This window comes from Variovorax sp. LjRoot84, assembly GCF_964254305.1.
In the GTDB taxonomy this organism is placed as follows: Bacteria; Pseudomonadota; Gammaproteobacteria; order Burkholderiales; family Burkholderiaceae_C; genus Variovorax.
This window is the reverse complement of the sequence record NZ_CAXUTE020000001.1, coordinates 1336730-1360000: the sequence shown is the minus strand read 5'-3', so window position 1 is coordinate 1360000 and position 23271 is coordinate 1336730. Positions and strand designations below refer to the sequence as shown.

At 67.0% G+C, this 23271-nt stretch carries 24 protein-coding genes and 1 tRNA gene (1 of these 25 running past the window's edge); 6 read left to right on the top strand and 19 right to left on the bottom strand.

The features are described 5' to 3' along the window. Positions 1-370, bottom strand: the 5' end (the start) of a protein-coding gene (locus tag ACSQ9I_RS06910) for a 2OG-Fe(II) oxygenase (RefSeq protein WP_436312673.1). It extends 476 nt beyond the left edge of the window; the window shows 370 of its 846 coding nt (coding positions 1-370); the start codon lies at positions 368-370; its stop codon lies off the left edge, out of view. Then, positions 367-1152, bottom strand: coding sequence for a peroxide stress protein YaaA (gene yaaA / locus ACSQ9I_RS06905; protein WP_436303084.1), 786 nt, complete (start codon positions 1150-1152; stop codon positions 367-369). The genes ACSQ9I_RS06910 and yaaA overlap by 4 nt, the downstream gene beginning before the upstream one ends. Positions 1153-1238: 86 nt before the next feature. On the opposite strand from yaaA, the gene ACSQ9I_RS06900 reads away from it, so the two are divergent. The 3 genes from ACSQ9I_RS06900 (at position 1239) to galU (ending at position 6161) form a co-directional block, all read left to right on the top strand. After that, positions 1239-2216, top strand: coding sequence for an MBL fold metallo-hydrolase (locus ACSQ9I_RS06900; RefSeq protein WP_436312672.1), 978 nt, complete (start codon positions 1239-1241; stop codon positions 2214-2216). Positions 2217-2306: 90 nt separating this feature from the next. Next, positions 2307-5177 (top strand): valine--tRNA ligase, encoded by a 2871-nt coding sequence (locus tag ACSQ9I_RS06895; protein ID WP_436312671.1) that lies wholly within the window; start codon positions 2307-2309, stop codon positions 5175-5177. Positions 5178-5270: 93 nt separating this feature from the next. Next, a complete protein-coding gene (gene galU, locus ACSQ9I_RS06890) occupies positions 5271-6161 on the top strand; it encodes a UTP--glucose-1-phosphate uridylyltransferase GalU (protein WP_093108910.1) in 891 nt (296 codons plus the stop codon). On the opposite strand, the gene ACSQ9I_RS06885 is transcribed toward galU, so the two are convergent. From ACSQ9I_RS06885 to cysM, 4 genes are read right to left on the bottom strand one after another with little or no spacing between them, the layout of a single operon-like run. Next, a complete protein-coding gene (locus tag ACSQ9I_RS06885) occupies positions 6142-7257 on the bottom strand; it encodes an SGNH/GDSL hydrolase family protein (RefSeq protein ID WP_436312670.1) in 1116 nt (371 codons plus the stop codon). The genes galU and ACSQ9I_RS06885 overlap by 20 nt on opposite strands. Before the next feature lie 10 nt (positions 7258-7267). Next, positions 7268-7495 (bottom strand): sulfurtransferase TusA family protein, encoded by a 228-nt coding sequence (locus tag ACSQ9I_RS06880; RefSeq protein WP_093108912.1) that lies wholly within the window; start codon positions 7493-7495, stop codon positions 7268-7270. A 41-nt stretch (positions 7496-7536) separates the two neighbouring features. Continuing rightward, positions 7537-8079 carry an NUDIX domain-containing protein gene (locus ACSQ9I_RS06875; protein ID WP_436312669.1) on the bottom strand — a complete coding sequence of 181 codons (543 nt, stop codon included), beginning with the start codon at positions 8077-8079 and terminating at the stop codon, positions 7537-7539. A 7-nt stretch (positions 8080-8086) separates the two neighbouring features. After that, positions 8087-8989, bottom strand: coding sequence for a cysteine synthase CysM (gene cysM, locus ACSQ9I_RS06870; RefSeq protein ID WP_093108914.1), 903 nt, complete (start codon positions 8987-8989; stop codon positions 8087-8089). Positions 8990-9030: 41 nt separating this feature from the next. Here cysM and ACSQ9I_RS06865 point away from each other — a divergent pair. Continuing rightward, a tRNA-Leu gene (locus ACSQ9I_RS06865) sits at positions 9031-9115 on the top strand. Between the two features lie 12 nt (positions 9116-9127). Continuing rightward, complete coding sequence (locus ACSQ9I_RS06860) at positions 9128-9463, top strand: hypothetical protein (RefSeq protein WP_139191719.1); 336 nt, start codon at positions 9128-9130, stop codon at positions 9461-9463. Between the two features lie 173 nt (positions 9464-9636). Here ACSQ9I_RS06860 and ACSQ9I_RS06855 read toward each other — a convergent pair whose 3' ends face one another. From ACSQ9I_RS06855 to ACSQ9I_RS06830, 6 genes are all read right to left on the bottom strand, one after another. After that, entirely contained in the window at positions 9637-10002 is a 366-nt protein-coding gene (locus tag ACSQ9I_RS06855) for a hypothetical protein (protein ID WP_436293833.1), read from the bottom strand. Positions 10003-10124: 122 nt separating this feature from the next. Beyond that, positions 10125-10595, bottom strand: a complete 471-nt coding sequence (locus ACSQ9I_RS06850) for a group II truncated hemoglobin (protein ID WP_436303078.1) — start codon at positions 10593-10595, stop codon at positions 10125-10127. Positions 10596-10614: 19 nt separating this feature from the next. After that, a complete protein-coding gene (locus ACSQ9I_RS06845) occupies positions 10615-10968 on the bottom strand; it encodes a response regulator transcription factor (protein ID WP_436308636.1) in 354 nt (117 codons plus the stop codon). 26 nt (positions 10969-10994) lie between these two features. Continuing rightward, the gene (locus ACSQ9I_RS06840; protein ID WP_436312668.1) at positions 10995-11879 is read right to left on the bottom strand and encodes a S1C family serine protease; all 885 of its coding nucleotides are present in this window, start codon (positions 11877-11879) and stop codon (positions 10995-10997) included. A gap of 74 nt (positions 11880-11953) precedes the next feature. Then, complete coding sequence (locus tag ACSQ9I_RS06835; protein ID WP_093108918.1) at positions 11954-13207, bottom strand: cation:proton antiporter; 1254 nt, start codon at positions 13205-13207, stop codon at positions 11954-11956. Positions 13208-13226: 19 nt separating this feature from the next. Continuing rightward, positions 13227-14150: an SDR family oxidoreductase gene (locus tag ACSQ9I_RS06830; protein WP_436293836.1), complete on the bottom strand. Its 924-nt coding sequence runs from the start codon at positions 14148-14150 to the stop codon at positions 13227-13229. A gap of 39 nt (positions 14151-14189) precedes the next feature. Between ACSQ9I_RS06830 and ACSQ9I_RS06825 the strand changes: the two genes are divergently transcribed. Beyond that, positions 14190-15254: a CDP-6-deoxy-delta-3,4-glucoseen reductase gene (locus ACSQ9I_RS06825; protein ID WP_436312667.1), complete on the top strand. Its 1065-nt coding sequence runs from the start codon at positions 14190-14192 to the stop codon at positions 15252-15254. An 11-nt stretch (positions 15255-15265) separates the two neighbouring features. Here the strand turns inward: ACSQ9I_RS06825 and ACSQ9I_RS06820 are convergent, their stop codons facing one another. From ACSQ9I_RS06820 to ACSQ9I_RS06790, 7 genes are all read right to left on the bottom strand, one after another. Continuing rightward, a complete protein-coding gene (locus tag ACSQ9I_RS06820) occupies positions 15266-16837 on the bottom strand; it encodes a gamma-glutamyltransferase family protein (protein ID WP_436315723.1) in 1572 nt (523 codons plus the stop codon). Between the two features lie 61 nt (positions 16838-16898). Beyond that, the gene (locus ACSQ9I_RS06815) at positions 16899-17870 is read right to left on the bottom strand and encodes an ABC transporter ATP-binding protein (RefSeq protein ID WP_436312666.1); all 972 of its coding nucleotides are present in this window, start codon (positions 17868-17870) and stop codon (positions 16899-16901) included. A gap of 14 nt (positions 17871-17884) precedes the next feature. Next, positions 17885-18826, bottom strand: coding sequence for an ABC transporter ATP-binding protein (locus ACSQ9I_RS06810; protein ID WP_436303075.1), 942 nt, complete (start codon positions 18824-18826; stop codon positions 17885-17887). A gap of 26 nt (positions 18827-18852) precedes the next feature. After that, positions 18853-19755, bottom strand: a complete 903-nt coding sequence (locus ACSQ9I_RS06805) for an ABC transporter permease (protein ID WP_436312665.1) — start codon at positions 19753-19755, stop codon at positions 18853-18855. Next, on the bottom strand, positions 19745-20737 hold the full coding sequence (locus tag ACSQ9I_RS06800; RefSeq protein ID WP_436312664.1) for an ABC transporter permease: 993 nt from the start codon (positions 20735-20737) through the stop codon (positions 19745-19747). Before ACSQ9I_RS06800 ends, ACSQ9I_RS06805 begins: the two co-directional genes overlap by 11 nt. Before the next feature lie 7 nt (positions 20738-20744). Next, positions 20745-22370 (bottom strand): ABC transporter substrate-binding protein, encoded by a 1626-nt coding sequence (locus tag ACSQ9I_RS06795; RefSeq protein ID WP_436312663.1) that lies wholly within the window; start codon positions 22368-22370, stop codon positions 20745-20747. A 55-nt stretch (positions 22371-22425) separates the two neighbouring features. After that, entirely contained in the window at positions 22426-23100 is a 675-nt protein-coding gene (locus ACSQ9I_RS06790) for a GntR family transcriptional regulator (RefSeq protein WP_093109078.1), read from the bottom strand. Positions 23101-23271 lie beyond the last annotated feature (171 nt).

The following is a 23271-nucleotide window of genomic DNA, read 5'->3' as shown; positions in this document are numbered from 1 at the left end:
TGAGGGAACGCGCGAGCCGCAGCCGCGCGGCCGCGATGAGGCCCTCGCATTCCTCGTCGGAGACCAGGTCACCGAACACCACCACGCGCGGATGGAGCATGGTCTGGAGCACCTGGACACGGCGATCGCCGGTGTCGATATACAGCGGCGAGGTCGACAGGTCCGGCCCCGGCATCGCGGTGCGCGGCGGCGCGACGGCCGCCGCGCCTGCAGCCTGCGCCTCGACCTCGGCCAGCGCGGCGTCCGCCACCTCGCTATGCCAGCCGGCATCGCGCATCGAAGCCCGCAGGCTGGGTACCGAATGCCCCGCGGCGAGCTGCGCGACGACCCACTCGCGCAGCTCGGGACTGATCGCCTGCCCAAGACTCATGCCGCTTTCCTCCTGAATACGAAGCGCTCGGGCAGCGATACCCCGGCGTCGAAGGCATAGCCCTCGAAATCGAACTTCTCCAGCACCTTGGGCGTGGCCGCCCTGTGCAGCACGGCCCAGCGCGCCATCAGGCCGCGGGCGCGCTTGGCGAAGAAGCTGATGACCTTGTACTTGCCGTTCTTCCACTCCTCGAACACGCACTCGATCACCCGAGCCCTCAGCACCTTCTGGTCGACCGACCTGAAGTACTCCTGCGAAGCCAGGTTGATCACGACCGGCGTGCGGTCCGCCTGGAGGCGCTCGTTCAAGTAGCCGGCGATGCGCGAGTTCCAGAAAGCATAGAGGTCCTTGCCATGGCCATTGGCCAGCTGCGTGCCCATCTCGAGCCGGTAGGGCTGCAGCCGATCCAGAGGCCGGAGCACGCCGTAGAGGCCGCTCAGGATGCACACATGATCCTGCGCCCAGGCGAGCTGCTCTGTGCTGAGGGTCTTGGCGTCGAGCCCGCCATAGACATCGCCGTCGAAAGCCAGCGCGGCCTGCTTCGCGTTCTTCTCCGTCCCCTTGGAAGCCCAGGCCGCATAGCGAGCCACGTTGAGCGCAGACAGCTTGTCCGACAGGTGCATGAGTTCGGCGATCTGCTGCGGCGACTTCTGCCGCAGGAGCTTGATCAGCTCGGCGGCCGGGCCGCGCGGCCCTTCGAAACGAGGCTGAGTGGCGGGCAGCGCATCGGGTACCGGGGTGTCGTAGTCGAGCGACTTGGCAGGCGAAATCAAAAACAGCATCTCCGAATTATCTTCGGGCCCGGACGGACTGCTCTCGAAGCGGTAGAGTCCGCCCTGCTTCCAACCCCACTCCCAGGAGATCTGCGATGAAGGCTGCCTCCCTTCTGCGAACCAGCGCTTTCGTTCTTGTCGCCGCCTGCGCGGCCACCGCACTGTGGACGCCTACCGCGACGCATGCGGCGGCACCCCTTGCCAAGGAAGCCGCGCCGGCCTTCTACCGGCTGATGGTCGGCGACTTCGAGGTCACGGCCCTGTCCGATGGCACGGTGGCGCTGCCGGTGGACCAGCTGCTGACGCGCACCAGGCCCGAGCAGGTGAAGAAGACGCTGGCCAGGTCTTATCTCCAGAGCCCGCTCGAAACCTCGGTGAACGGCTATCTGATCAACACCGGCGAGAAGCTGGTGCTGATCGACACCGGCGCCGGCGGCCTGTTCGGTCCGGCGCTGGGCCGCCTCGCGGCCAACCTCAAGGCGGCGGGCTACCAGCCCGAGCAGGTGGACGAGATCTACATCACCCACCTGCATCCGGACCACGTGGGCGGCCTGGCAGCAGGCGACAAGCCAGCCTTTCCCAATGCCACGGTGCGAGCCGACCAGCGCGACGCCGATTTCTGGCTCAGCCAGGCGAACATGGACAAGGCGCCGGCCGACTCGAAGGGCTTCTTCCAGGGCGCGGTGGCTTCGCTCAATCCCTACATCGCAGCCGGCAAGTTCAAGCCCTTCGACGGCGACACCGATCTGGTGCCCGGCATCAAGGCCAAGGCGGCACGTGGACACACGCCGGGCCACAGCATCTTCGTCGCCGAAAGCAAGGGCCAGAAGATGGTGTTCTGGGGCGACCTGATGCACGTGGCCGCCGTCCAGTTCGAGAATCCATCCATCACCATCCAGTTCGACACCGACTCCCGGCCGGCGGCCGTGCAGCGCAGAAGGGCCTATGCAGAAGCTGCCATGCAGGGTTACCTGGTGGGAGGCGCGCACATCTCCTTCCCCGGCGTCGGCCGGCTGCGCTCGCAGGGCAGCGGCTACGTCTGGCTGCCGGTGAACTACGTGCCCACGCGTTGAACACGGCGCGCGCCGCAGTCGAATAAAATCCTTCGCTCATCCACCCCCACCAGCGGCATCCTGCGGGATGCCGCTCGTCTTTGCACCGCCATGAGCGACACCTTGTCCCAACCCGGCCTCGAGAGCCTTTCCAAATCCTTCGAACCTGCCGCCCTCGAGGCGCACTGGGGTCCCGAGTGGGAGCGGCGCGGCTACGCGGTCGCGGGCTTTCGCGGCACCGGGCAACCAAAGGACGACGTGCCCTCCTTTGCGATCCAGCTGCCGCCGCCGAACGTGACCGGCACGCTGCACATGGGCCATGCGTTCAACCAGACGATCATGGACAGCCTCGCGCGCTACCACCGCATGAAGGGCGACAACACGCTGTGGGTGCCAGGCACCGACCACGCGGGCATCGCGACCCAGATCGTGGTCGAGCGCCAGCTGCAGGAACAGAAGATCAGCCGCCACGACCTGGGCCGCAAGAACTTCGTCGCCCGCGTGTGGGAGTGGAAAGAGCAGTCGGGCAACACCATCACCAACCAGATGCGCCGCATGGGCGACACGGTCGATTGGAGCCGCGAATACTTCACGATGGACGAGAAGCTCTCGAAGGTCGTCACGCAAACCTTCGTGCAGCTCTATGAAGAAGGCCTGATCTATCGCGGCAAGCGGCTGGTGAACTGGGACCCTGTGCTCAAGACCGCGGTGAGCGACCTCGAGGTCGAGAGCGAAGAGGAAGACGGCTTCCTCTGGCACATCGCCTATCCGCTCGAAGACGGCTCGGGCTCACTCACCGTGGCGACCACGCGGCCCGAGACCATGCTCGGCGACGTCGCCGTGATGGTCCATCCCGAGGACGAACGCTACAAGCAACTGATCGGCCGGCGCGTCAAGCTGCCGCTGGTGGACCGCCTGATCCCGGTGATCGCCGACGACTACGTCGACAAGGAATTCGGCACCGGCGTGGTCAAGGTCACCCCCGCGCACGACCACAACGACTACGCCGTGGGCCAGCGCCACGGCCTGCCGACCATCGGCGTGCTGACGCTGGACGCCACGATCAACGACAACGCGCCCGAAAAGTACTGCGGGCTCGATCGCTTCGTGGCGCGCAAGGCGGTGGTGGCCGACCTCGAGGCGCTCGGCCTCCTGATCGAAACCAAGAAGCACAAGCTCATGGTGCCGCGCTGTGCACGCACGGGTGCCGTGGTCGAGCCGATGCTGACCGACCAGTGGTTTGTCGCGATGACCAAGCCCGACGCCGGCGGTCAGTCGATCGCGCAGAAAGCCATCGACGCGGTGCGCTCGGGCGAAGTGAGCTTCGTGCCCGAGAACTGGGTCAACACCTACAACCACTGGATGGAGAATATCCAGGACTGGACCATCTCGCGCCAGCTCTGGTGGGGACACCAGATCCCGGCCTGGTACGACGAAGAGGGCCGGGTCTACGTGGCCCATGACGAGGCCGAGGCGCAAGCCAAGGCGCCGGGCAAGAAGCTCGTGCGCGACGAAGACGTGCTCGACACCTGGTATTCGTCGGCCCTGGTGCCCTTCTCCTCGCTCGGCTGGCCCGAAAAAGCGCAGGACTACGACCTCTACCTGCCTTCGAGCGTGCTGGTCACGGGCTACGACATCATCTTCTTCTGGGTCGCCCGGATGATCATGATGACCAAGCACTTCACCGGCCGGGTGCCTTTCAAGCACGTCTACATCCACGGCCTGGTGCGCGACTCGCACGGCCACAAGATGAGCAAGTCCGAGGGCAACGTACTCGACCCGGTCGACCTGATCGACGGCATCGCGCTGCCCGAACTGCTGGACAAGCGCACGCAGGGCCTGCGCCGGCCCGAGACCGCACCCGCTGTGCGCAAGAACACGCAAAAGGAATTCCCAGACGGCATCCCGGCCTTCGGCGCCGATGCGCTGCGCTTCACCTTCGCGTCGCTCGCCTCGTTGGGCCGCAACATCAATTTCGACCCCAAGCGCTGCGAGGGCTACCGCAACTTCTGCAACAAGCTCTGGAACGCGACGCGCTTCGTGCTGATGAATTGCGAAGGCCAGGACTGCGGCCTGCGCGAGCACACCAAGGAAGAATGCGCCGTCGGCGGCCCGGCCCACGGCTACCTCCGATTCAGCCAGGCCGACCGCTGGATCAGCTCGCAGCTGCAGCGTGTCGAGGCCGAGGTGGCCAAGGGCTTCGAAGACTATCGGCTCGACAACGTCGCCAACGCGATCTACCAGTTCGCATGGGACGAGTTCTGCGACTGGTACCTCGAGATCGCCAAGGTGCAGATCCAGCAGGGCGACGATGCGCAGAAGCGCGCCACGCGCCGCACGCTGATCCGCACGCTCGAAACGCTGCTGCGCCTGGCGCACCCGGTCATTCCCTTCATCACCGAGGAGCTCTGGCAGAAGGTGGCCCCGGTGGCCGGCCGCGAAGGCGAATCGGTCATGATCGCGGCCTATCCGAAGAGCCAGCCCGAGAAGATCGACGAAGCGGCCGAGGCCCACGTCGCGCGGCTCAAGTCGCTGGTCGATGCATGCCGCACGCTGCGCGGCGAGATGAACGTGTCGCCCGCCACCCGGCTGCCGCTCTACGCCGTGGCCGACGATGCGACAAGCAGCGCCTTCCTGCGCGATGCCGCACCGGTGCTGCAGGCGCTGGCCAAGCTCAAGGAAGTGAAGGTCTTCGACGACGCGGCCGACTGGGCAGCGGCCGCCGAAGCGGCGCCGGTGGCGGTGGTCGGCGGCGTACGCATCTGCCTGCACATGGAAATCGACAAGGCCGCGGAGAAGGCGCGCATCGGCAAGGAGATCGCGCGCATCGAAGGCGAGATCGCCAAGGTCAACGCGAAGCTCAGCAACGAAGCCTTCGTCGCCAAGGCGCCGCCCGCGGTGATCGAGCAGGAGCGCAAGCGGCTCGCGGACTTCAGCGCCACGCTCGAACGGCTGCGCGACCAGCTTGTGCGCCTCGGCTGACAGACGCTCGACATCGGAGAGCTTTAGTATTCGGGTTCGGCGCCGAGGCGCCGCCCTCCTCCGATCCATCTTCCCCGATCAGACGCAAAGCCCATGTCCACCTCACCAGCGCGCATTCGCAAGGCCGTGTTTCCCGTCGCAGGCTTCGGCACCCGTTTTCTGCCAGCCACCAAGGCGCAGCCCAAGGAAATGCTGCCGGTGGTGGACAAGCCGCTGATCCAGTACGCGGTGGAAGAAGCCTACGCCGCCGGCATTCGCGACATGATCTTCGTCACCGGGCGCAACAAGCGCGCGATCGAGGATCACTACGACACCGCCTACGAGCTCGAAAGCCAACTCGAGGCCAGCAACAAGCTCGCGCTGCTCAAGATTGCACGTTCGGTGATGCCGGACGACATGACCTGCTCCTATGTGCGCCAGCCCCGCATGCTGGGTCTGGGGCACGCCGTGCTGTGCGCCGAACACCTGGTCGGCGACGAACCCTTCGCAGTGCTGCTGGCCGATGACCTGATGGTCGGCCCCGAGAACGGCGAGCCCGTGCTGGCGCAGATGACGCGCGCCTTCGGCAGGCTCGGCGGCTCGTTGCTGGCGGTGCAGGAAGTGCCGCTCGAACACGTCAAGCGCTACGGTATCGTGGCCGGCGACACGGTCGAGGAAGGCTTGGTCAAGGTCAATCGCATGGTCGAGAAACCGCAGCCGGAGGACGCGCCCTCGCGCCTCGGCGTGGCGGGCCGCTACATCCTGACGCCGGGCGTGTTCGAGGAGATCCGCAACCAGCCCAAGGGCGCCGGCGGCGAGATCCAACTGACCGACGGCATCGCCGCGCTCATGAAGAAGGAATCGGTCTACGCCTATGCCTACCAGGGTGTGCGCTACGACTGCGGCAGCAAGGAAGGCTTCCTGCAGGCCACCGTCGAGCTCGCGCTCGCGCACCCGGAAGTCGGCGGCGAATTCCGCGCCTACCTCAAGAGCCTGGAGCTCTAGGCGGATTCGTCAGCACCAGCGGCTCGAGGAAGCTGGCCAGCTCCTCGTCGGCTATCGGCGTCAGCGGCAGACCGAAAACGTCCTGCAGGCGCGCCACGAGGGCTTGCGCCCACAAGGCGTTCCACACCAGCCCCGAATGGCGATCTGCCAGCAGGGCGTTGCGGGGATCATCGCCAATCGTGTTCGTCACGTGCAGCGTCGAACCGATCGCCACCGTCTTGTAGTCCGGCTTGCCATCGGCGCTGCGTGATCCCCAGTGGGCCTGGAACCACGCGAGATCGTCGAAATAAGCCAGGCGCGGGTCGCTGTCGGCCAGCCGACGGATGGCGGCATTGAAGCCGTCGAGCGCAGTCCCGATGTTCGTGGTTTCGGCTGCCGACTGCCATCGATCGAAGTTGGCGGGATCGTCCGCTTCGTTGCCGATGCCCACCAGCAGGATGCGCGTCGAAGGGTGCGAAGCATGGATCAACGCGACCGCCGCGCCGATCTCGCCGGCGCAATAGGCCGTGGCGGCACGCAGTTCGGGCGCGGAAGGGTCGCGCGCCTGGAGATCCAGCAGGCCGCCCCAGTTGTTGAGGCCGATGCGGATCACCACCACGCCGCGCATCCAGCGCTCGGGCTCCTCGTCCATCAGTGCGACGAGGCGTGGCGCCTGGCGAAACCGGCCGCCCATGAGGTTCTTGCAGGCCGCCCCGGAGTTCGCGAAGTTGTAGAAATAGTCCTCCTTCTTCGGCGCCCGGCCGCCGCGCAGGCCCAGCCACTCGCGCGCCTGGGCCACGACGCCGGGCCGGCCCCAGAGAACCCACGGCCCGAGGTCCAGCTGCTGCCCGCGCAGGCGCGCGAGCACCTCGGTCCACTGGAAGGTGCGCGAACGCCATGCGCCGCCGCGCTCGGTCGTATCAGCGGGAAACCAGGCATGGTCCTGGTAGGAGTGGCTGTTCGAATCGCCCAGCACCGCGAGCGGGATCGCCTCGGAAGACAGGGGACGATGCGGGGGATCGGGCGGCATGCCGTCGCTCCAGAGGGTCAACGTGAGCAGCGCGGCCGCGACGAGCAGCGCAAGCGCCAGGACGGCAATGCGGGCGCTGCGCTTCACGGCGGCACCGTCAGCGGCGGCGCAGCACGTGGATGAAATCGGTGCCGACGGTCTGCTGCTCGACCAGGTCGTTGCCGGTCTGGCGCGCAAAAGCCTGGAAATCGCGCACCGAGCCCGGATCCGTGGACACCACCTTCAGCAACTGGCCGCTCTGCATCTCGTTGAGCGATTTCTTGGCCTTCAGGATGGGCAGCGGACAGTTGAGTCCGCGGGTGTCGATTTCTTTGTGGATGTCCATCGCCTTGTCCTGTCCTTGAAGCTGCGTCGATTCTAGGCAGCTCATTCGGCCGCGAGGGTTGCCGGCCGCGGCCAGTCCATGAACTGGGGTTCGTGTCCGCGCGTGCGCAGCCAGTCGGCCAGCGCGTAGCCGGTGCCGGCCGGCCAGCACTTGAGGGCGCCGAGTTCGTAGAGCCGGTAATCGACCAGTTCCGGCGACAGGCGTACCTCGCCATCGGCCACCGCGTGGTAGGCAATGATCACCTGATTCATGCGCTGGAAGTCGTACACGCCGACCAGGTTCAGCGCGCTCGCGTCGAGGTTCGTCTCTTCCTTGATCTCGCGCGCGATGCCCTCCTGCGGCGTCTCGCCGGCCTCCATGAAGCCTGTGATCAGCGCATACATCTTGTGCGGCCACGCGGCATTGCGCGCCAGCAGCACCTGGCCGCGGTACTCGATGATCGCGGCCAGCACCGGCGTCGGGTTGTTCCAGTGGGTCCAGCCGCAGGACGGGCAGCGCAGGCGCGACTTCGGCCCGCCGTCCTCGGCCAGTTCGATGTGCGCCAGCGGCGTGGCGCAGGCCGGGCAGAACTTGTGCTCGGACATGGCGCGTTCAGGCGGGAAACACGCCGGTGGAGAGGTAGCGGTCGCCGCGGTCGCAGACCACGAAGACGATGGTCGCGTTCTCGACCGTCCTGGCGATCTCCAGCGCCACCCACAGCGCCCCGGCGGACGAAATGCCCGCGAAGATGCCCTCCTCGCGCGCGAGCCGGCGGCACATCTCCTCGGCATTGTCCTGGCTCACGTGGACCAGCTGGTCGACGCGGCTGGGCTCGTAGATCTTGGGTAGGTACTCCTCCGGCCACTTGCGGATGCCCGGGATGCGCGAGCCTTCCTCGGGCTGCGCGCCGATGATGCGTACTTCGCGGTTCTTCTCCTTCAGGAAGTGCGAGACGCCGGTGATGGTGCCGGTAGTCCCCATCGCGCTCACGAAGTGCGTGATGCGTCCGCCCGTGTCGGCCCAGACCTCGGGGCCTGTGGTCTCGTAGTGGATGCGCGGGTTGTCGGGGTTGGCGAACTGGTCGAGCACGCGGCCCTTGCCCTGCGCCACCATCTGCTCAGCCAGGTCGCGCGCGTATTCCATGCCGCCGCTCTTCGGCGTCAGCACGAGTTCGGCGCCGAAGGCCTTCATGGTCTGCGCGCGTTCGACCGACAGGTCCTCCGGCATGATCAGCACCATGCGGTAGCCCTTGATGGCCGCCGCCATCGCGAGCGCGATGCCGGTGTTGCCCGAGGTCGCCTCGATCAGCGTGTCGCCGGGCTTGATCTCGCCGCGCTCCTCGGCCCGCTTGATCATCGAAAGCGCCGGCCGGTCCTTGACCGAGCCGGCCGGGTTGTTGCCTTCGAGCTTGGCCAGGATCACGTTGCCGCGCTTCGCGTTGGCGGCCGCGTCGATGCGCTGCAGCGCGACCAGCGGCGTCTTGCCGATCGCGTCTTCAATCGTCGGATATTGCATGGAAGGCACTGTGCCATAATTTTGAGCTGCCTTCCTTCCGTGCCCGGGTGGTGAAATTGGTAGACGCAGGGGACTCAAAATCCCCCACCGAAAGGTGTGCCGGTTCGATTCCGGCCCCGGGCACCATGGCTTCTCGCCATGCATCTCATTCGTGGACCCGGCAGAGACATTCGCGCACGCGTGTCAGCCGCAGCCGACGCCCGCAGACCGGATGAATCCGGACAAGACATCCGCACCGGGGCCGACGAGGCGGTCAGCCGCGGGCTGCTGGCTTCCAGGGCCGTGAACGCCTATACCTTCAAGCATTGGAGGCGCGCCATGGACAAGATCATTCTGGATTCGGCAGGAGTGGGTTGGGGCTACGAATGCCTCGGGCTGAATGGCTCGAGGATCTTCACCAACAGCCAGGCCGAAGCCCACTTCTGGCATTCGCTCGGTTATGTGGTGCTTCACTATTCGCATTGGGCGACGTGAGCCATCGCATCGGGAATGCATAAAGAGAAAGCCATGCTCATCGTCATGACAAGAATCCCTTCCGTGCAGGATCCTCGCATCGTGATTGCGTGCATCCGCGCATGCGTCTGGGCCGGCGTCGAAGGCCGGCCGTTCTGCATGCTGCGGTGAATCGGCGCTTGCCTCTTCCGACTTCAATCGTCCCGATCGTCCCAATCCCGACGGTGGTGATGACGGTACCCGTGGCGGTAGCCGGGGCCGTAGTACACCGGCGCGGGCGGCCCGTAATACACGGGTGCGGGACGGTAGTACGCAGGCGGGGGCGGACGGTAATACACAGGCGGCGCGGGCTGGTAGTAGACCGGTGCGGGGCGCGAATAGACGGGGGCGGGTTCGTAGTAAACCGGACCAGGTTCGGCCACGCCGATGGCCAGGCCTGGTGCATTGACACCCACGGACCAGCTCACACCCGCATTGGCCGAAGCTGCGGCGAACAGCGCCGCGGCTGCCACGGCACCGGCCGCGGCGTACTTGAAGAAGACAGAACGGTTGAGGTTCACAAGGACTCCTGAGGACGGGCGAATACCGCCCATGTCCGCCAACCAACGCGCCAACCGCAGCGGAAGTGGACTGTCCCGACGGTGAAGATCGTTGCCAAACGTCACAGCAGGGATTGCGGCGCTCAGCCCGTGTACGGGCCTTTGACCTCGCCCCAGCCCCATTTCGGCATCGGCGCATGCGCATCGACCGTGGCGCCCGGTTGCGAATTGATGACGGCCAGACGCGAGCCCCATTCCAGGTAGCCGACCAGCGCGGATCGGAATTCGGGGTCGTCGGGCATGCCCAGTTCGTCGGCCGTTTCCAGCAGCAGGCTCACCCAGCGGCGCCGCTGGGCCTGCGTGAGATGGCGGCCCAAGTGCTGCCGGATCATGTGCGGATGGCCTCCGTGCCGTTCGGAATACGAGGCCGGCCCGCCGAGCACCTCCGCCAGGAAGGCCGCGACATGCGAAGGATGGTCCGCCCCCATGTGCGCGAACACAGGTCCGAGCAGTTCGTCGCCACGCACCTGCTCGTAGAAGCGCGTCGTCAGGCGGTTCAGGGCATCGATGCCGCCGAGCCATTCGTAGAGGCTTGGAATTCTTTGATCCGGCATGTCCGTGTCCCGAAAAAATTCAAAGATGAATGACGCCGAGCCGGGCCGCCTGCGTGACGGCGTCGGTGCGGCCCGTGGCATCGAGCTTGTCGATCAGCGAACCGACATGGAATTTTGCCGTGTGCACCGAGATGCCCAGACGCCGCGCGATGGCCTTGTTGGAGGCGCCTTCAGCCACCAGGGCCAGCACCTCGAGTTCGCGCGGGGTCAACACCGAATCCACTGCCTCGCCGTGCTCCACCGCCTCGGAAGGATGGACCAGTACGACATCGGCGGCCTCTCCGCGCTCGGCCAGGCGCAGGTCCGGCGCGGCTGCCAGGGCGGCAGCGAGCCGTTGCGCCAACTCGGCGTCGTCGATCTCGATCGCGACCACGATCGGTTTCATCGCGCGGCTTTCGTTCAATCGGCTGGCCTTTCGCCCACGGTGAGTTGGACTTCGACCGGCTCGCCCGCGCGCTGGAGCGACAGCGTGAGGACCGAGCCTACACTCGCTGGACCGAGTGCGCGCAGCAGCAGTTGCACGCTGCGGATAGGCTCGCCGTTCACGGCCACGATGATGTCGCCCTGATGGATGCCGGCCGCCGCACCGGGCCCCTGCTCCGCCACGCCCATGACCATCGCGCCGACGCTGGCGTGACTCACCTTCACCGGCTGCAGGCTCAGGCCAAGATAGCCGCGCGGCATGCGGCCATGGGCCGCGAGCTGCGCAGCCACGCGCTCGATGGTCGGCGCTGGAATGACCAGCACGCGCCGCCGCGGGCCGAACACCGACATGCCGATGACGCCGCCCTTCGCATTGAGCACCACGCCGCCTTCGGCGCTGGGCCGCAAGCGCAGGTCGAGCTCGATCCTGGCGTCGATCTCGCCGCCACGCAGGCTGCGCCAGCCCGGGCCGGCCAGCGAGACGATGCCGCTCGCGCAAAGCGGCACGCCTTCACGCGAACCGACTGCGAGCACGAACTCGCCGGCGCGCGTCGTTGAATTGTCGAGCGTCAACTGCGGAGCTTCCGCACCTTCGAAGCGAAGCAGCGCGATGTCGGTGGTGGGGTCGCGGCCGGCCACCTTGGCGGCGACGGTCGTGCCGCCGGGCAGCGTGATCTCAACCTCCTCGTCTTCGGGCAGCGCTTCTTCCGAGGAGACGATGCACCCGGGTCGCCAGACGAAACCGCTGGCGCGCGTGCGCCGCGTGTGCACGGCGACCACGCTGCGCGCTGCGTCGGCGACCATGTCGGCCATCGCCGCAGACAGTTGTTCGAGGGGCGGCAAGGAAACAGTGTTCGACATGAAGATCTCCAAAGACGCTTGCATTGTCGAAATCCCTGCAGCGCGCGCCTACTGCCCGGTTGGGCAGGTAGCGGCTAGATCGTTGCTTCGACAGCCGAGGCGCGCCGCTCCCGCGTCACCCAATTGAACAGCGGGGTCGCCATCAGCGTCGTGATGATCGCCATCAGCACCAGGATCGAGAACAGCCCCGGCAGGATCACGCCGGCATGCAGCCCGATGTTGATGATGATGAGTTCCATCAGCCCGCGCGCGTTCATCAGCGAACCGATCGCGAGCGCATCGCGCTGGCTTTCGCCCGACATGCGCGCCGCGGCCCAGCAGGCGATGCCCTTGCCGCAGAACGATGCGGCGAGGATCGCGATCGCGCCGAGCATGATGCCGGGCTCGAACAGCACCGCCAGCCGCGTGTTGAGCCCCGAGTAGGTGAAGAACATCGGCAACAGGAAGATCACGACGAAGGGCTGCAATTGCGCGCGCAGCTTTTCGGTGAGCGCGCCGCGCGGCAGCACCGCGCCCAGCAGGAAGCCGCCGAAAACCGCGTGGATGCCGATGGCGTCCATCGCGAAGGCGCTCAGGCAGAAGAGCACCAGCACGATGGCCAGCAGCGACGAACTCAGCGGCGCATCGGGCCGCACATGCGCAGCCAGGCGCTTGAGCAGGCGCGAGCCGATGAACACCATGAAGAGCGCATAGGCCACGCCGCCGCCGATCGCCGCATAGGCGCCGCCCCAGGAACCGCCGAAGCTCGCCAGCACCACGGCCAGGATGCACCAGGCCGCCGCATCGTCGACCGCGCCGGCGGTAAGTGCGAGCGTACCCAGCGAGGTGCCGGCCAGGCCGCGCTCGTGGATGATGCGCGCCAGCATCGGAAAGGCCGTGATCGCGATCGCGGCGCCGAGGAACAGCGAGGCCTCGAGCGGCTTGGCGCGCGCCGAGAACAACCCGGGGATGTCGTGCAGCCACGGCACCAGCGCAAAAGCCAGCACGAAGGGCACGAGGATGCCGGCCGCCGACACCGAGGCGGCGCTCCTGAAGCGGCTCTTGAAGTGATCGGCGCGGAACTCGGTACCGACCAGGAACATGTACATGCCCACGCCCAGCTGGCCGCCCACGTAGAGCATGCTCAGTGTTTCCTTGGGAAACAGCGCGCGCTGCGCCTCGGGGAAGAAGAGCCCGAACAGCGAGGGGCCGAGCATCACGCCCGCGATCATCTCGCCCACCACCTGCGGCTGGCCGATCTTCTGCGCCAGGCGGCCCACGAGCTGGCAGACTGTGATGATGACGGCGACCTGCAGGAAGAAGTAGACGGAGAGCTGGGTGGTCGGCATGGAATCCCTCGGAAACGGGTCAGGAGGCGAGCCCCGTGGCCACGGTCGGATGACGAAGCCGCACGCGCAACTCGCGCTTCAGCCGCGTATTGTCCATCCGCCGAGACTCGCCCATGAAACTGAGCAGCGACGACGGCAATTGCGCCTGGGCCTCGTCGCGCGCGATGCGCGGCGGGCGCGGCATGCCGTACAGGTCGGCGGCCAGGTCGATGTAGTCGCCCATCTTGATCTCGCTGTCGTCGCTCACGTGGAACACACGCTGCGGCCCGCCGCGCCACAGTGCCGCCACGCAGGCACGCGCCAGGTCGTCGGCATGGATGTGATTGGTGTAGACGTCGTCCTCGGCACGCAGCACCGGCGTGCCTTTTTGCAGCCGCTCGCGCGGCGTGCCGCCTTCGCGATCGGGCGCATAGATGCCGGGTATGCGCAGGATGCGCACGGCGACACCCGCGCGGCCGAGCCAGCGCACGCTGCGCTCGGCATCGACGCGGCGATGCGCACGCGGCGTGTCGGGCTTCACGGTTTGCGTCTCGCCGATGCGTGCGCCGCCGCAGTCGCCGTAGACGCCGCTGGTCGAGCCGTAGACCAGTGCGGCCGGCAGCGAGCGCAGCCGCAACGCTTGCACGAGCGCGGTGGTGCGCGCGTCGCGCCACCATTGCGCCCCCTCCACGCGCGCCGGCGGCGCGAGATGCAGCACGCGCGTGGCCAGGCCCGAGAGCCGGCGCAGCGTTGCGGGTGCATCGAGATCGGCCACGATTGGTCTGATGCCGGCCTCGCGCAACAGCGCCACGCGCCCGGGCGAAGAGGTCAGCGCGATCAGCTGCACGCGGCCGCGCAACGCGCGTGCCGCCCTGAGCCCGACATCGCCGCATCCGATCACGAGCACACGCTCGCGCCGGAAGCGCGAGGGCGCGGCGCCAAGAGGGCTGTTGATTGAGGGCAAAATCCAGTTCCTTTTTTGAATCAGAGTCGAAGAATACCCATGACCAGTGCAGCGCCGAACGAGGCGGGTTTTCACATCACGGTGGAGCCGAGTGGACGTCATTTCACCGCGCATGCCGATGAAACCATCCTTGCGGCCGGCATTCGCCAGGGCATCGGGCTGCCCTACGGCTGCAAGGACGGCGCCTGCGGCTCGTGCAAGTGCAGGAAGCTCTCGGGCAAGGTCAGCGTGGGCCCGCACCAGAGCAAGGCGCTCAGCGCCGAGGAAGAGCTGGCCGGCTTCGTGCTGACCTGCTGCGCGCATGCGCAGAGCGACGTGGTGCTCGAATCGCGCCAGGTCACCGATGCCAATGCCTTCCCGATCCGCAAGATGCCGGCGCGCGTGTTCGCGCTTTCGAAGAAATCGCACGACGTGGTGATGTTGCGCCTGCAACTACCGGCCGGCGAGCCCCTGCAGTTCCACGCCGGGCAGTACATCGAATTCATCCTGCGCGACGGCACGCGGCGCAGCTACTCGATGGCCAATGCGCCGCACACCCTGGGCGAGCCGGGCACCGGCATCGAGCTGCATATCCGGCATCTGCCGGGCGGCAAGTTCACCGACCATGTGTTCGGTGCGATGAAGGAAAAAGAAATTCTTCGCATCGAGGGGCCGTACGGCAGCTTCTTCCTGCGCGAAGACTCGGACAAGCCGATGGTGCTGCTCGCCTCGGGGACCGGCTTCGCCCCGATCAAGGCACTGCTCGAGCACATGAAGTTCAAGGCCATCGACCGGCCCGCGACGCTGTACTGGGGCGGGCGGCGGCCGGAAGACCTTTACATGGACGACTGGGTGCGCTCGCATCTGGAGCAGATGCCGAACCTGCGTTACGTGCCGGTGATCTCGAATGCGGTGCCGGAAGACAACTGGCGCGGGCGGACCGGTTTTGTGCACCGGGCGGTGATGGAGGATTTCGCCGATCTTTCGGGGTACCAGGTGTACGCCTGCGGAGCGCCGATCGTGGTCGACTCGGCCAAGCGGGACTATGTGGCCGAGCGCGGCTTGCCCGAGGACGAGTTCTTTGCGGATGCGTTCACGACGGAGGCGGACAAGGCGGTGCCTTGAGTGCGCCGGCTCTACCAGCCTGACGCGGCACCGTCGCTGCGCGGATCGGTGCCGCCTTCGTAGCTGCCGTCGGCATGCAGTACGACAGCGCCCGCATGTCCCATGATTTCGTCATAGGCCGGCACGATGTCCACCTCGTGCCCCAGAGCGCGCAGGCCCTCCACCGTGGCCGGCGGAAAGCGCGATTCCAGCTTGAGCGAATCGCTGGCCTGTCCCCACGTGCGGCCCAGGAGCCAGCGCGGCGCGTCGATGGCCTGCTGCGGGTTCATGCCGAAGTGCACGATGCGGCTGAAGACCGCACTTTGCGACTGCGGCTGGCCATCGCCGCCCATGTTGCCGTAAACGATGGTGCGGCCGTCATCGAGCTTCGCCAGCGCCGGGTTGAGCGTATGGAAGGGCTTGCGCCCCGGCATCAGCGGGTTGAGCGCCTGCGGCTCCAGCGAGAAGCTGCAGCCGCGGTTCTGCCAGTTCACGCCCGATTCCGAGAGCACCACGCCACTGCCGAACTCATGGTAGATGCTCTGGATGAAGCTCACCGCCACGCCCGCACGATCGACCACCCCCATCCAGACCGTATCGCCCGGGCCCTGTCCGCCGTCCCACGAAGCGACATGGTCGAGGGAGATTCGCGCTGCCATGGCGTCGAGCGCATCCGGCCGAAGCCATTGCCGCGGATCGTCCCGCATCCAGGCAGGATCGGTGATGCGCTTGTCGCGGATGGCAAAGGCCTGCTTGGTCGCTTCCACGCAGGCGTGCACATAGGAGGCGCAGAGCGGATCCATGCGCCCCGCGTCGAAGATGCGATCGAGCTGCCCCAGGATCAGCAGCGACACGAGCCCCTGCGTGGGCGGCGGCATGTTGTAGAGGGTGCCGGACGAATGCGCCATGGTCAGCGGCGTCTTCCAGACAGCGTGGTGACGCTCCAGGTCGCCCAGTGCCACCGGGCTTCCTATGGCGGCCAGGTCGCGCGCCATGGTTCGCGCGAGGTCGCCGCGATAGAAATCCGACAGGCCGGCACGCGCGAGCTGCTCCAGCGCGGCGGCAAGCCGCGGTTGCACGAAGCGCGTACCCGCAAGTCGCGCTGCGCCGCCGGGCAGAAAGGTGTCGGCAAAACCGGGGATGCCGCGCAGTTCGTCCTGCCGGCTCTCGGTGCAGAGAGACTGGCTGCGCGTGACGGGGATGCCGTCGCGCGCGTGGAAGATGGCGTCGGCCAGCAGCCGCGCGAGCGGCATGCGGCCTCCCAGGACCTCGCGCGACCAGGCATGCGCCGCCTCCCAGCCGGAAACGGTACCAGCCACCGTATTGGCCGCCATGCCGCCTCGAAACGGAATGCTCGCGAATCCCTGCACTCGGTAAGCCTCCGGCGTTGCCGCGCCGGCCGCCGCACCGCAGGCCTCCAGCCCGAGCGGCACCTCGCCAGGACGGGCGATCAGCCAGAAGCCGTCGCCGCCGATGCTGTTCATGTGCGGATAGACCACCGCGATCGTGGCTGCCGCGGCGATCATCGCCTCGACCGCATTGCCGCCTTCGCGCAGCACGGCCACCGCGCTTTGAGCGGCCAGCGCGTTGGGTGCAGTCACCATGCCACGCATGCCGCGCGCCGGATTCGGGATGTGCGTCAACTTCTTTCTCCTTTGCCCTCGTTCATGCGGCGAGCGGATGCAGGCAGGCCACGTGGCGCCGGCCGTCCAGCAGCGTCTGCGCCGGATCGATGCGCGAACAGTCGTCGCGAACATGCAGGCAGCGCGTGCGAAAGCGGCAGCCCGAAGGCAGATCGGCAGCGCTCGGAATCTCGCCCTGCAAGCTGGCGGCCAGCGGGGCGCCGAAGCGCGGAAAGGCCTGCATCAGCGCATGCGTGTAGGGGTGCCGGGGCGACTGCAGGATCTCGCGCGTCGGTCCCATTTCGACGATGCGGCCGAGATACATCACCGCCACCTTTTCGCACAGATAGGAGGCCACGCCGAGGTCATGCGTGACGAAGAGCAGGGCAAGCCCGTTCTCGCGCTGCAGATCCCGCAGCAGATTGAGCAACTGCGCCTGGACCGAGACATCGAGGCCCGCCACCGATTCGTCCGCAACGATCACCCTCGGCTCGCAGGCCAGTGCGCGAGCCACTGCCACGCGCCGCACCTGGCCTCCGGAAAGCTCCGAGGGATAGCGATGGCGTGTCGCGCGCGGCAGGCCGACCTGGTCGAGCAGTTCGTCGACGCGCCCCGGGATCTCGCGCTCGTCGCGCAAGCGGTGCAGGCGCACAGGCTCGGCCAGCAGCGCCGCCACGGTCGCACGCGGGTTCAGCGAACCGCGCGCGTCCTGATAGATGTAGGCGACGTCGCGCGCAAAGCGCCGCCGCTGCGACGCGTCGAGGGCCGACAGCTCCGTCGCACCGGCCAGCACGCGGCCGTTGGTGGCTGCCTCCAGGCCGAGCATGACGCGAACGAGGGTCGATTTTCCCGAACCACTCTCGCCCACCAGGGCTACCGATTCGCCGGGATGCAGGATCAGGCGGATGCCGTCGAGCGCCTTGAGCTGCCGGCGGCCGCCGTCGATGGGAAAGGACTTCTCGACATCGAGCAGCGAGAAAAGTGGCAAGTCCTGGGTCTTGGAAGCTTGTTGCATGCGTCTGTGTTCCCTCAGGCGTGCCAGCATGCGATGGAGGACGCGCCGCGCTCGACGCGCGGAGGTCGCCCAACACCGCACTCGGTCGTGGCGAGCTTGCAGCGCGGTGCGAAGCGGCATCCGCCCGGCATGGCCGACAGCGGAGGAACCACGCCCGGGATCGGCTCCAGCCGCTCGGCGCCGAACTCGATGGCGCTGGCGCGCAGGCCGCGCGTGTAGGGATGCTGCGGGTGATTCAGCACCTCGGCAGCCGGCCCCTCTTCCACGATCTGTCCGGCATACATGACGGCCACGCGATCGGCCACCTGGGCGGCGAGCGCCAGGTCGTGCAGCACGAAGATCGCCGAGGCGCCGAGCGCGCGCACGCGCTCGAGGATGAGCACCATGATCTGGGCCTGGATGGTCACGTCCAGCGCGCTGGTGGGCTCGTCGGCAATCAGCAGTTCGGGCTCGCAGGCCAGCGCAATGGCGATCATCACGCGCTGCTGCATTCCTCCCGAGAGCTCGTGCGGGAAAGCCGCGAGCCGCGCCTGCGGATCGGCGATGCCCACGCTCTCCAGCAACTCGATGGCGCGCGCTCGGCAAGCAGCGCGCGAGAGGCGGCGGTGCCGGCGCAGCGGCTCCGAGAGATGGGCCAGCACGGTGAAGCAGGGGTTGAGCGCAGCCGACGCGTCCTGAAAGATCAGGCCGATGCGCCTGCCGCGCAGCGCGCGCAGTTCGCCCTCGGGCACGCTCGCCACATCGATGTCGCCCACCATCAGGCGGCCTTCGAGGCCGACCTCGGGCGGCCGCAGCAGTCCCAGTGCAGCAAAGGCCAGCGTCGATTTGCCGGCGCCGGATTCGCCGATCAGCGCCAGCGTCTGGCCGGCCGGCAGTTGGATCGTCACGTCGTCGAGCACCGCCACGCCGCGGCGACGCAGCGTGAAGTGCTCGACCGAGAGCAGGTTCGCGGTCATGGGGCCTTGTTCTTGCAGCGTGCGCATCAGTGCTGACCGCGCGTGCCGGGATCGAGCGCGTCGCGCACGCCCTCTGCCAGCAGATTCAGTCCCACCAGCAGGATGGCCAGCGCGATGCCGGGCATGCCCGACATCCACGGCGCCATGCTGATGAAGCCGCGCCCCTCGGCGATCATCAGGCCCCAGTCGGGCGTCGGCGGCACCACGCCCAGCCCGAGAAAGGACAGACCGGATCCCAGCAGGATCGCGATGGACACGCGCATGCCCGCCTGGATCAGGATCGGCGACACGATGTTGGGCAGGACATGGCGCAGCACGACCTCTCTTTCCGGCACGCCCATCAATCGCGCGGCTTCCACATAGGGGCGCGATTTCACCTGCAGCACGTCGGCACGCACCATGCGCGCGAACGGTCCGACGAAGGACAGCGCGAGCGCGTAGATCACATTGACCATCCCCAAGCCGAGAACCGCCATGAAGGCCATGGCCATGATGAGTTCCGGGAAGGCGAGCAGGCCATCCACCAGCCTCATGATGGCCCACTCGGAGCGCCCGCCGCGCAGGCCCGCAAGCACACCCAGCGGCACGCCGACCAGCAGCCCGAGCACGACCGAGGCGAATCCGATCCACAGCGCCGAGCGCGCTCCGTAGAACACGCGCGACAGGATGTCCTGGCCGAACGAGTCGGTCCCCATCCAATGCGCCGCGGAAGGACCTTGCATGGCATCCATGACGTTCTGCTCCGTCGGGGCATAGGGCGCCAGCAGGGGTGCGAATACCGCCACGAGCACGAAGGCCAGGACGATCGCCCCGCCGGCCATCGCCTTGCGCTGCGCGCGCACGAGCCGCCAGGTGCGCAGAAGCCCGCCGGCGGGCAGCTCGGAAGAAGATGGGGCGGCCAGGCCGACGGATGCGGGATCAGCGGCCATGTCTGCGCAGCCTCGGGTCGAGAATCGAATAGGTCCGGTCGACGATGAGATTGACCAGGATGAAGAGCAGCGCGGTGATCATGATCCCGGCCTGCACCACGATGTATTCGCGCGTCTGCACGGCATTGGTGATCATCATTCCCAGTCCGGGCAGCGTGAACACCACCTCGGTCATCACGGCGCCGCGCAGCATGCCGCCGAGCTGCAGGCCGATCACGGTGACCAGCGGCATCAGCACGTTGCGCATGCCGTGCACCCAGATCACCCGCCACTCCGGTTCGCCGCGCGCACGCGCCGCGGCCATGTAGGGCTGTTCCAGCACTTCGAGCAGACTCGAACGCGTGACGGCCGCGATCAACCCGACATACCACGCGCCCAAGGTCACCGATGGCAGCGCCAGGTGCCAGAGGCCCTGGCCGAAGTCCTCCCATGGCGCGACAAAGCCCATGGTCGGGAACCAGCCGAGCGACACGCCGAAGATCCAGATCAGCACGACGCCGAGGTAGAAGCTCGGGAACGCGTTGCCTCCGATGGCCACGGCGCTCGCCGCGAGATCGATCCAGCTGTTGCGGCGCACCGCGGCCAGGACGCCGAGCGGAATGCCCACGGCCAGCGCGATCAGCAGAGAGAAGCCTGCCAGCGTCAGCGTCACGGGCAGCGCCTGCAGCACCGCCTGTTCGAAGATGTCCTGCCGGCTCACGTAGGAAACGCCCCAGTCGCCCTGAACGAAGCGGCCGAGCCACTGCAGGTACTGCACGACGAGCGGCTGATCCAGCCCCAGGTCGCGGTAGAGCTTGTCGTAGGACTCGCGCGAGAAGTCCGAGCCCAGCATCACGGTGACCGGATCTCCGGGCGAGAACTTCAGGAACAGGAAGCTCACGATGGAGACGACCCACAGCACCAGTGCTGTCTGCGCGGTGCTGCCCAGCGCGCGGCCGACAGCGGCCGCGCCAGAGGGCCGCGCCTGCATTGCGGCGGCCATTGCCGCCTCAGGCCAGCGAGACCGTGTGCAGATTGAGCAGGTCGGCCGGGATGTACTCGAAGCCCTGCACCTTCTTGCTCATGATCTTGAACACCTTCATGTGCGCCAGCACCGCCAGCGGCGCATCGGCCATCAGCACCTCCTCGGCTTCGATGTAGAGCTTGCGGCGGGCTGCCGTGTCCGTGATCTCGGAGGCCGCGGCGGCCGCCTTGTCGAAGGCGGGATTGCTGTAGCCGACGAAGTTCCAGGGCTTGCCGGTCGACCATTCGGGCGTGATGGTTTCGTCCGGATCCAGGTCGGCGATCCAGGCTTCGTCATACATGTCGAAGTCGCCGGCGTTGCGCCGCTGCGCCCAGACGGCCCGGTCGACCAGTTCGATCTTGGGCTTGATGCCGATCTGCGCCAGCATCGGCGTCACCAGCTGCGCGTTGCGGGTTCCCATGCCGCCCGAGCCGGTGAAGCCTTCGGTGACGATGAACACCGGGTTGACCTCCCCTTGGTTCCTGGCCTTGGCGCGGAAGGCCTTGGCCTTTGCCAGATCAAAGTACTGGCCACGCCCGCTCTTGCCGATGTTCGGGTCGTAGAAGCCCGTCATCGGCGGCGAAATGCAGGTGGCGGCCGGGATGGCTTCGCCGAAGTAGCTCTGCTGCACGATCACCTTGCGGTCGATCGCAAAGGCCACCGCCTGGCGCAGCGCGATGTCGTCGAAGGGCGCGCGCTTGTTGTTCATGCCGATGAAGGCGTAGTTGCCTTCCACCTGTCCGTAGACCGAGAGGTTGGGGTTCTTGCGCAGTTGCGGAATGAACTGGAATGGACACACCGACAGCCCATCCACCTGGCCCGACATCATCGCGGCAACGCCGGCGCTGGGCTCCTTGATCAGGCGAAGCACCACCTTGTCGAGATGCGGCAGGCCCGCTTCGAAGTACTCCGGATTGCGCACCAGTTCGATCGTGTCGTTCTCCTTCCAGCTGGCGAACTTGAATGGCCCGGTGCCCACGGGATTGCGGCCGAAGGCCTTGCCGTGCTGCTCCACCGCCCGCTTGCTGACGATGGTGCCGGCGCGTCCGGTGCTGCCGGTCAGCGCCACCGGCAAGAACGCGAAGGGCTTCGTGAAGCGCAGGCGCAGCGTCAGGGGGTCGATCACGTCGATGCCGGCGAGCTGGGCAAACTTCCATGCGTGGGGCGACTTCACCTCCGGATCGGCCACGCGCTCCAGGCTCCACTTGACGGCCGCCGCATCGCAGACGTCGCCATTGTGGAACTTGACGCCGGCACGCAGCTTGAAGACGTGGGTCTTCTCGTCGACCATGTCCCACTTCTGCGCCAGGTCGGGCGCGAAGCTGACGTTCTTGCCGTCGTAGGCCACCTTGAGGATGCCGTTGTAGACGTTGTTGATCACCTTGATCGATCCGCCCGACATCGTGAAGTGCGGGTCGAGAGTGTCGATGGCATCCAGCCAGGCCAGCGTGATCGTGCCGCCCTTCTTCGGTGCGGCCTGGGCCGCTCCCATGCCCGCGGCAGAAGCGGCAAGCAATCCCACGCCGGCACCGGCGGACTTCAGAAGGTTGCGGCGGCTGAAGCCGGCGGCGAGGGTGGCGGCGAGCGCGGCCTTGTGATCGATTTCAGACATGTTCATGCTCCGGAGGAAAGTAGATTGAAAAGGGACGGACTCAGGTCTCCGGTCGTTATGTGTCGCGTGCCTGCGGCACGAACTTCATGAGGTCCGGCACGGTGGCCAGCACGTGTTCGCGCATCGTCGTTTCGCAGACCTGCGGGTCACCGCTGTGCAGCGCATCGATCAGGTCCTGATGGTCGGCTCGCGCACTCAGCGGGCGATCCACCTGCAATGCCCACAGCCGCATGTGCGGCTCGACCAGCGAATGGAGACCGGCGATCTGCCGTATCAGCCGTGGCAGTCCGCTCCTGGCGCAGAGCGTTTCGTGGAATGCCCGATGTGCGCTCGTCCAATCGGGCTGGACGCCGCTTTGGTCGTCGATGCGGTCCAGCATGTTTTCCAGTTCGCGGATGGTCGTCGCAGTGATGTTCGGCAAGGCGATGCGCATCGCCAGCCCTTCCAGCACGGCCCGCATCTCGAAGATCTCCTTCATGTCGGCGATATCCAGCTTGTTGACCGTCACACCGCGGTTGGGCCGGATCGTCACCAGCCCTTCCGTCGCCAGCCGCCGGAAAGCCTCGCGCACCGGCATGCGGCTGGTGCCGATCTCCGCCGCGATGGCTTCGGGCGCCAGGCGGTCGCCGGCGCGATAGCGGCCCATGCGAATGGCGGCGTGAATGTGCCGGTACGCCTCTTCCTCGGCCGTCACCGCCTGCAAGCCGGTGTAGATGGCGGAGGGTTCCATGAGGAGGCCGCTCATGGCCCGGCGTGCACGCACCCCGGATGCGCGCATGGCAAACTGGATAAGTGGATACAGTGATTCATTGATCCGGTCCTACGCAATTTGCGGGCCAACGTCCATGGGCTTTCGGACCGGCCCTCGCGCCCACTTTGGGGCGAACGATGAAGCGCCCCA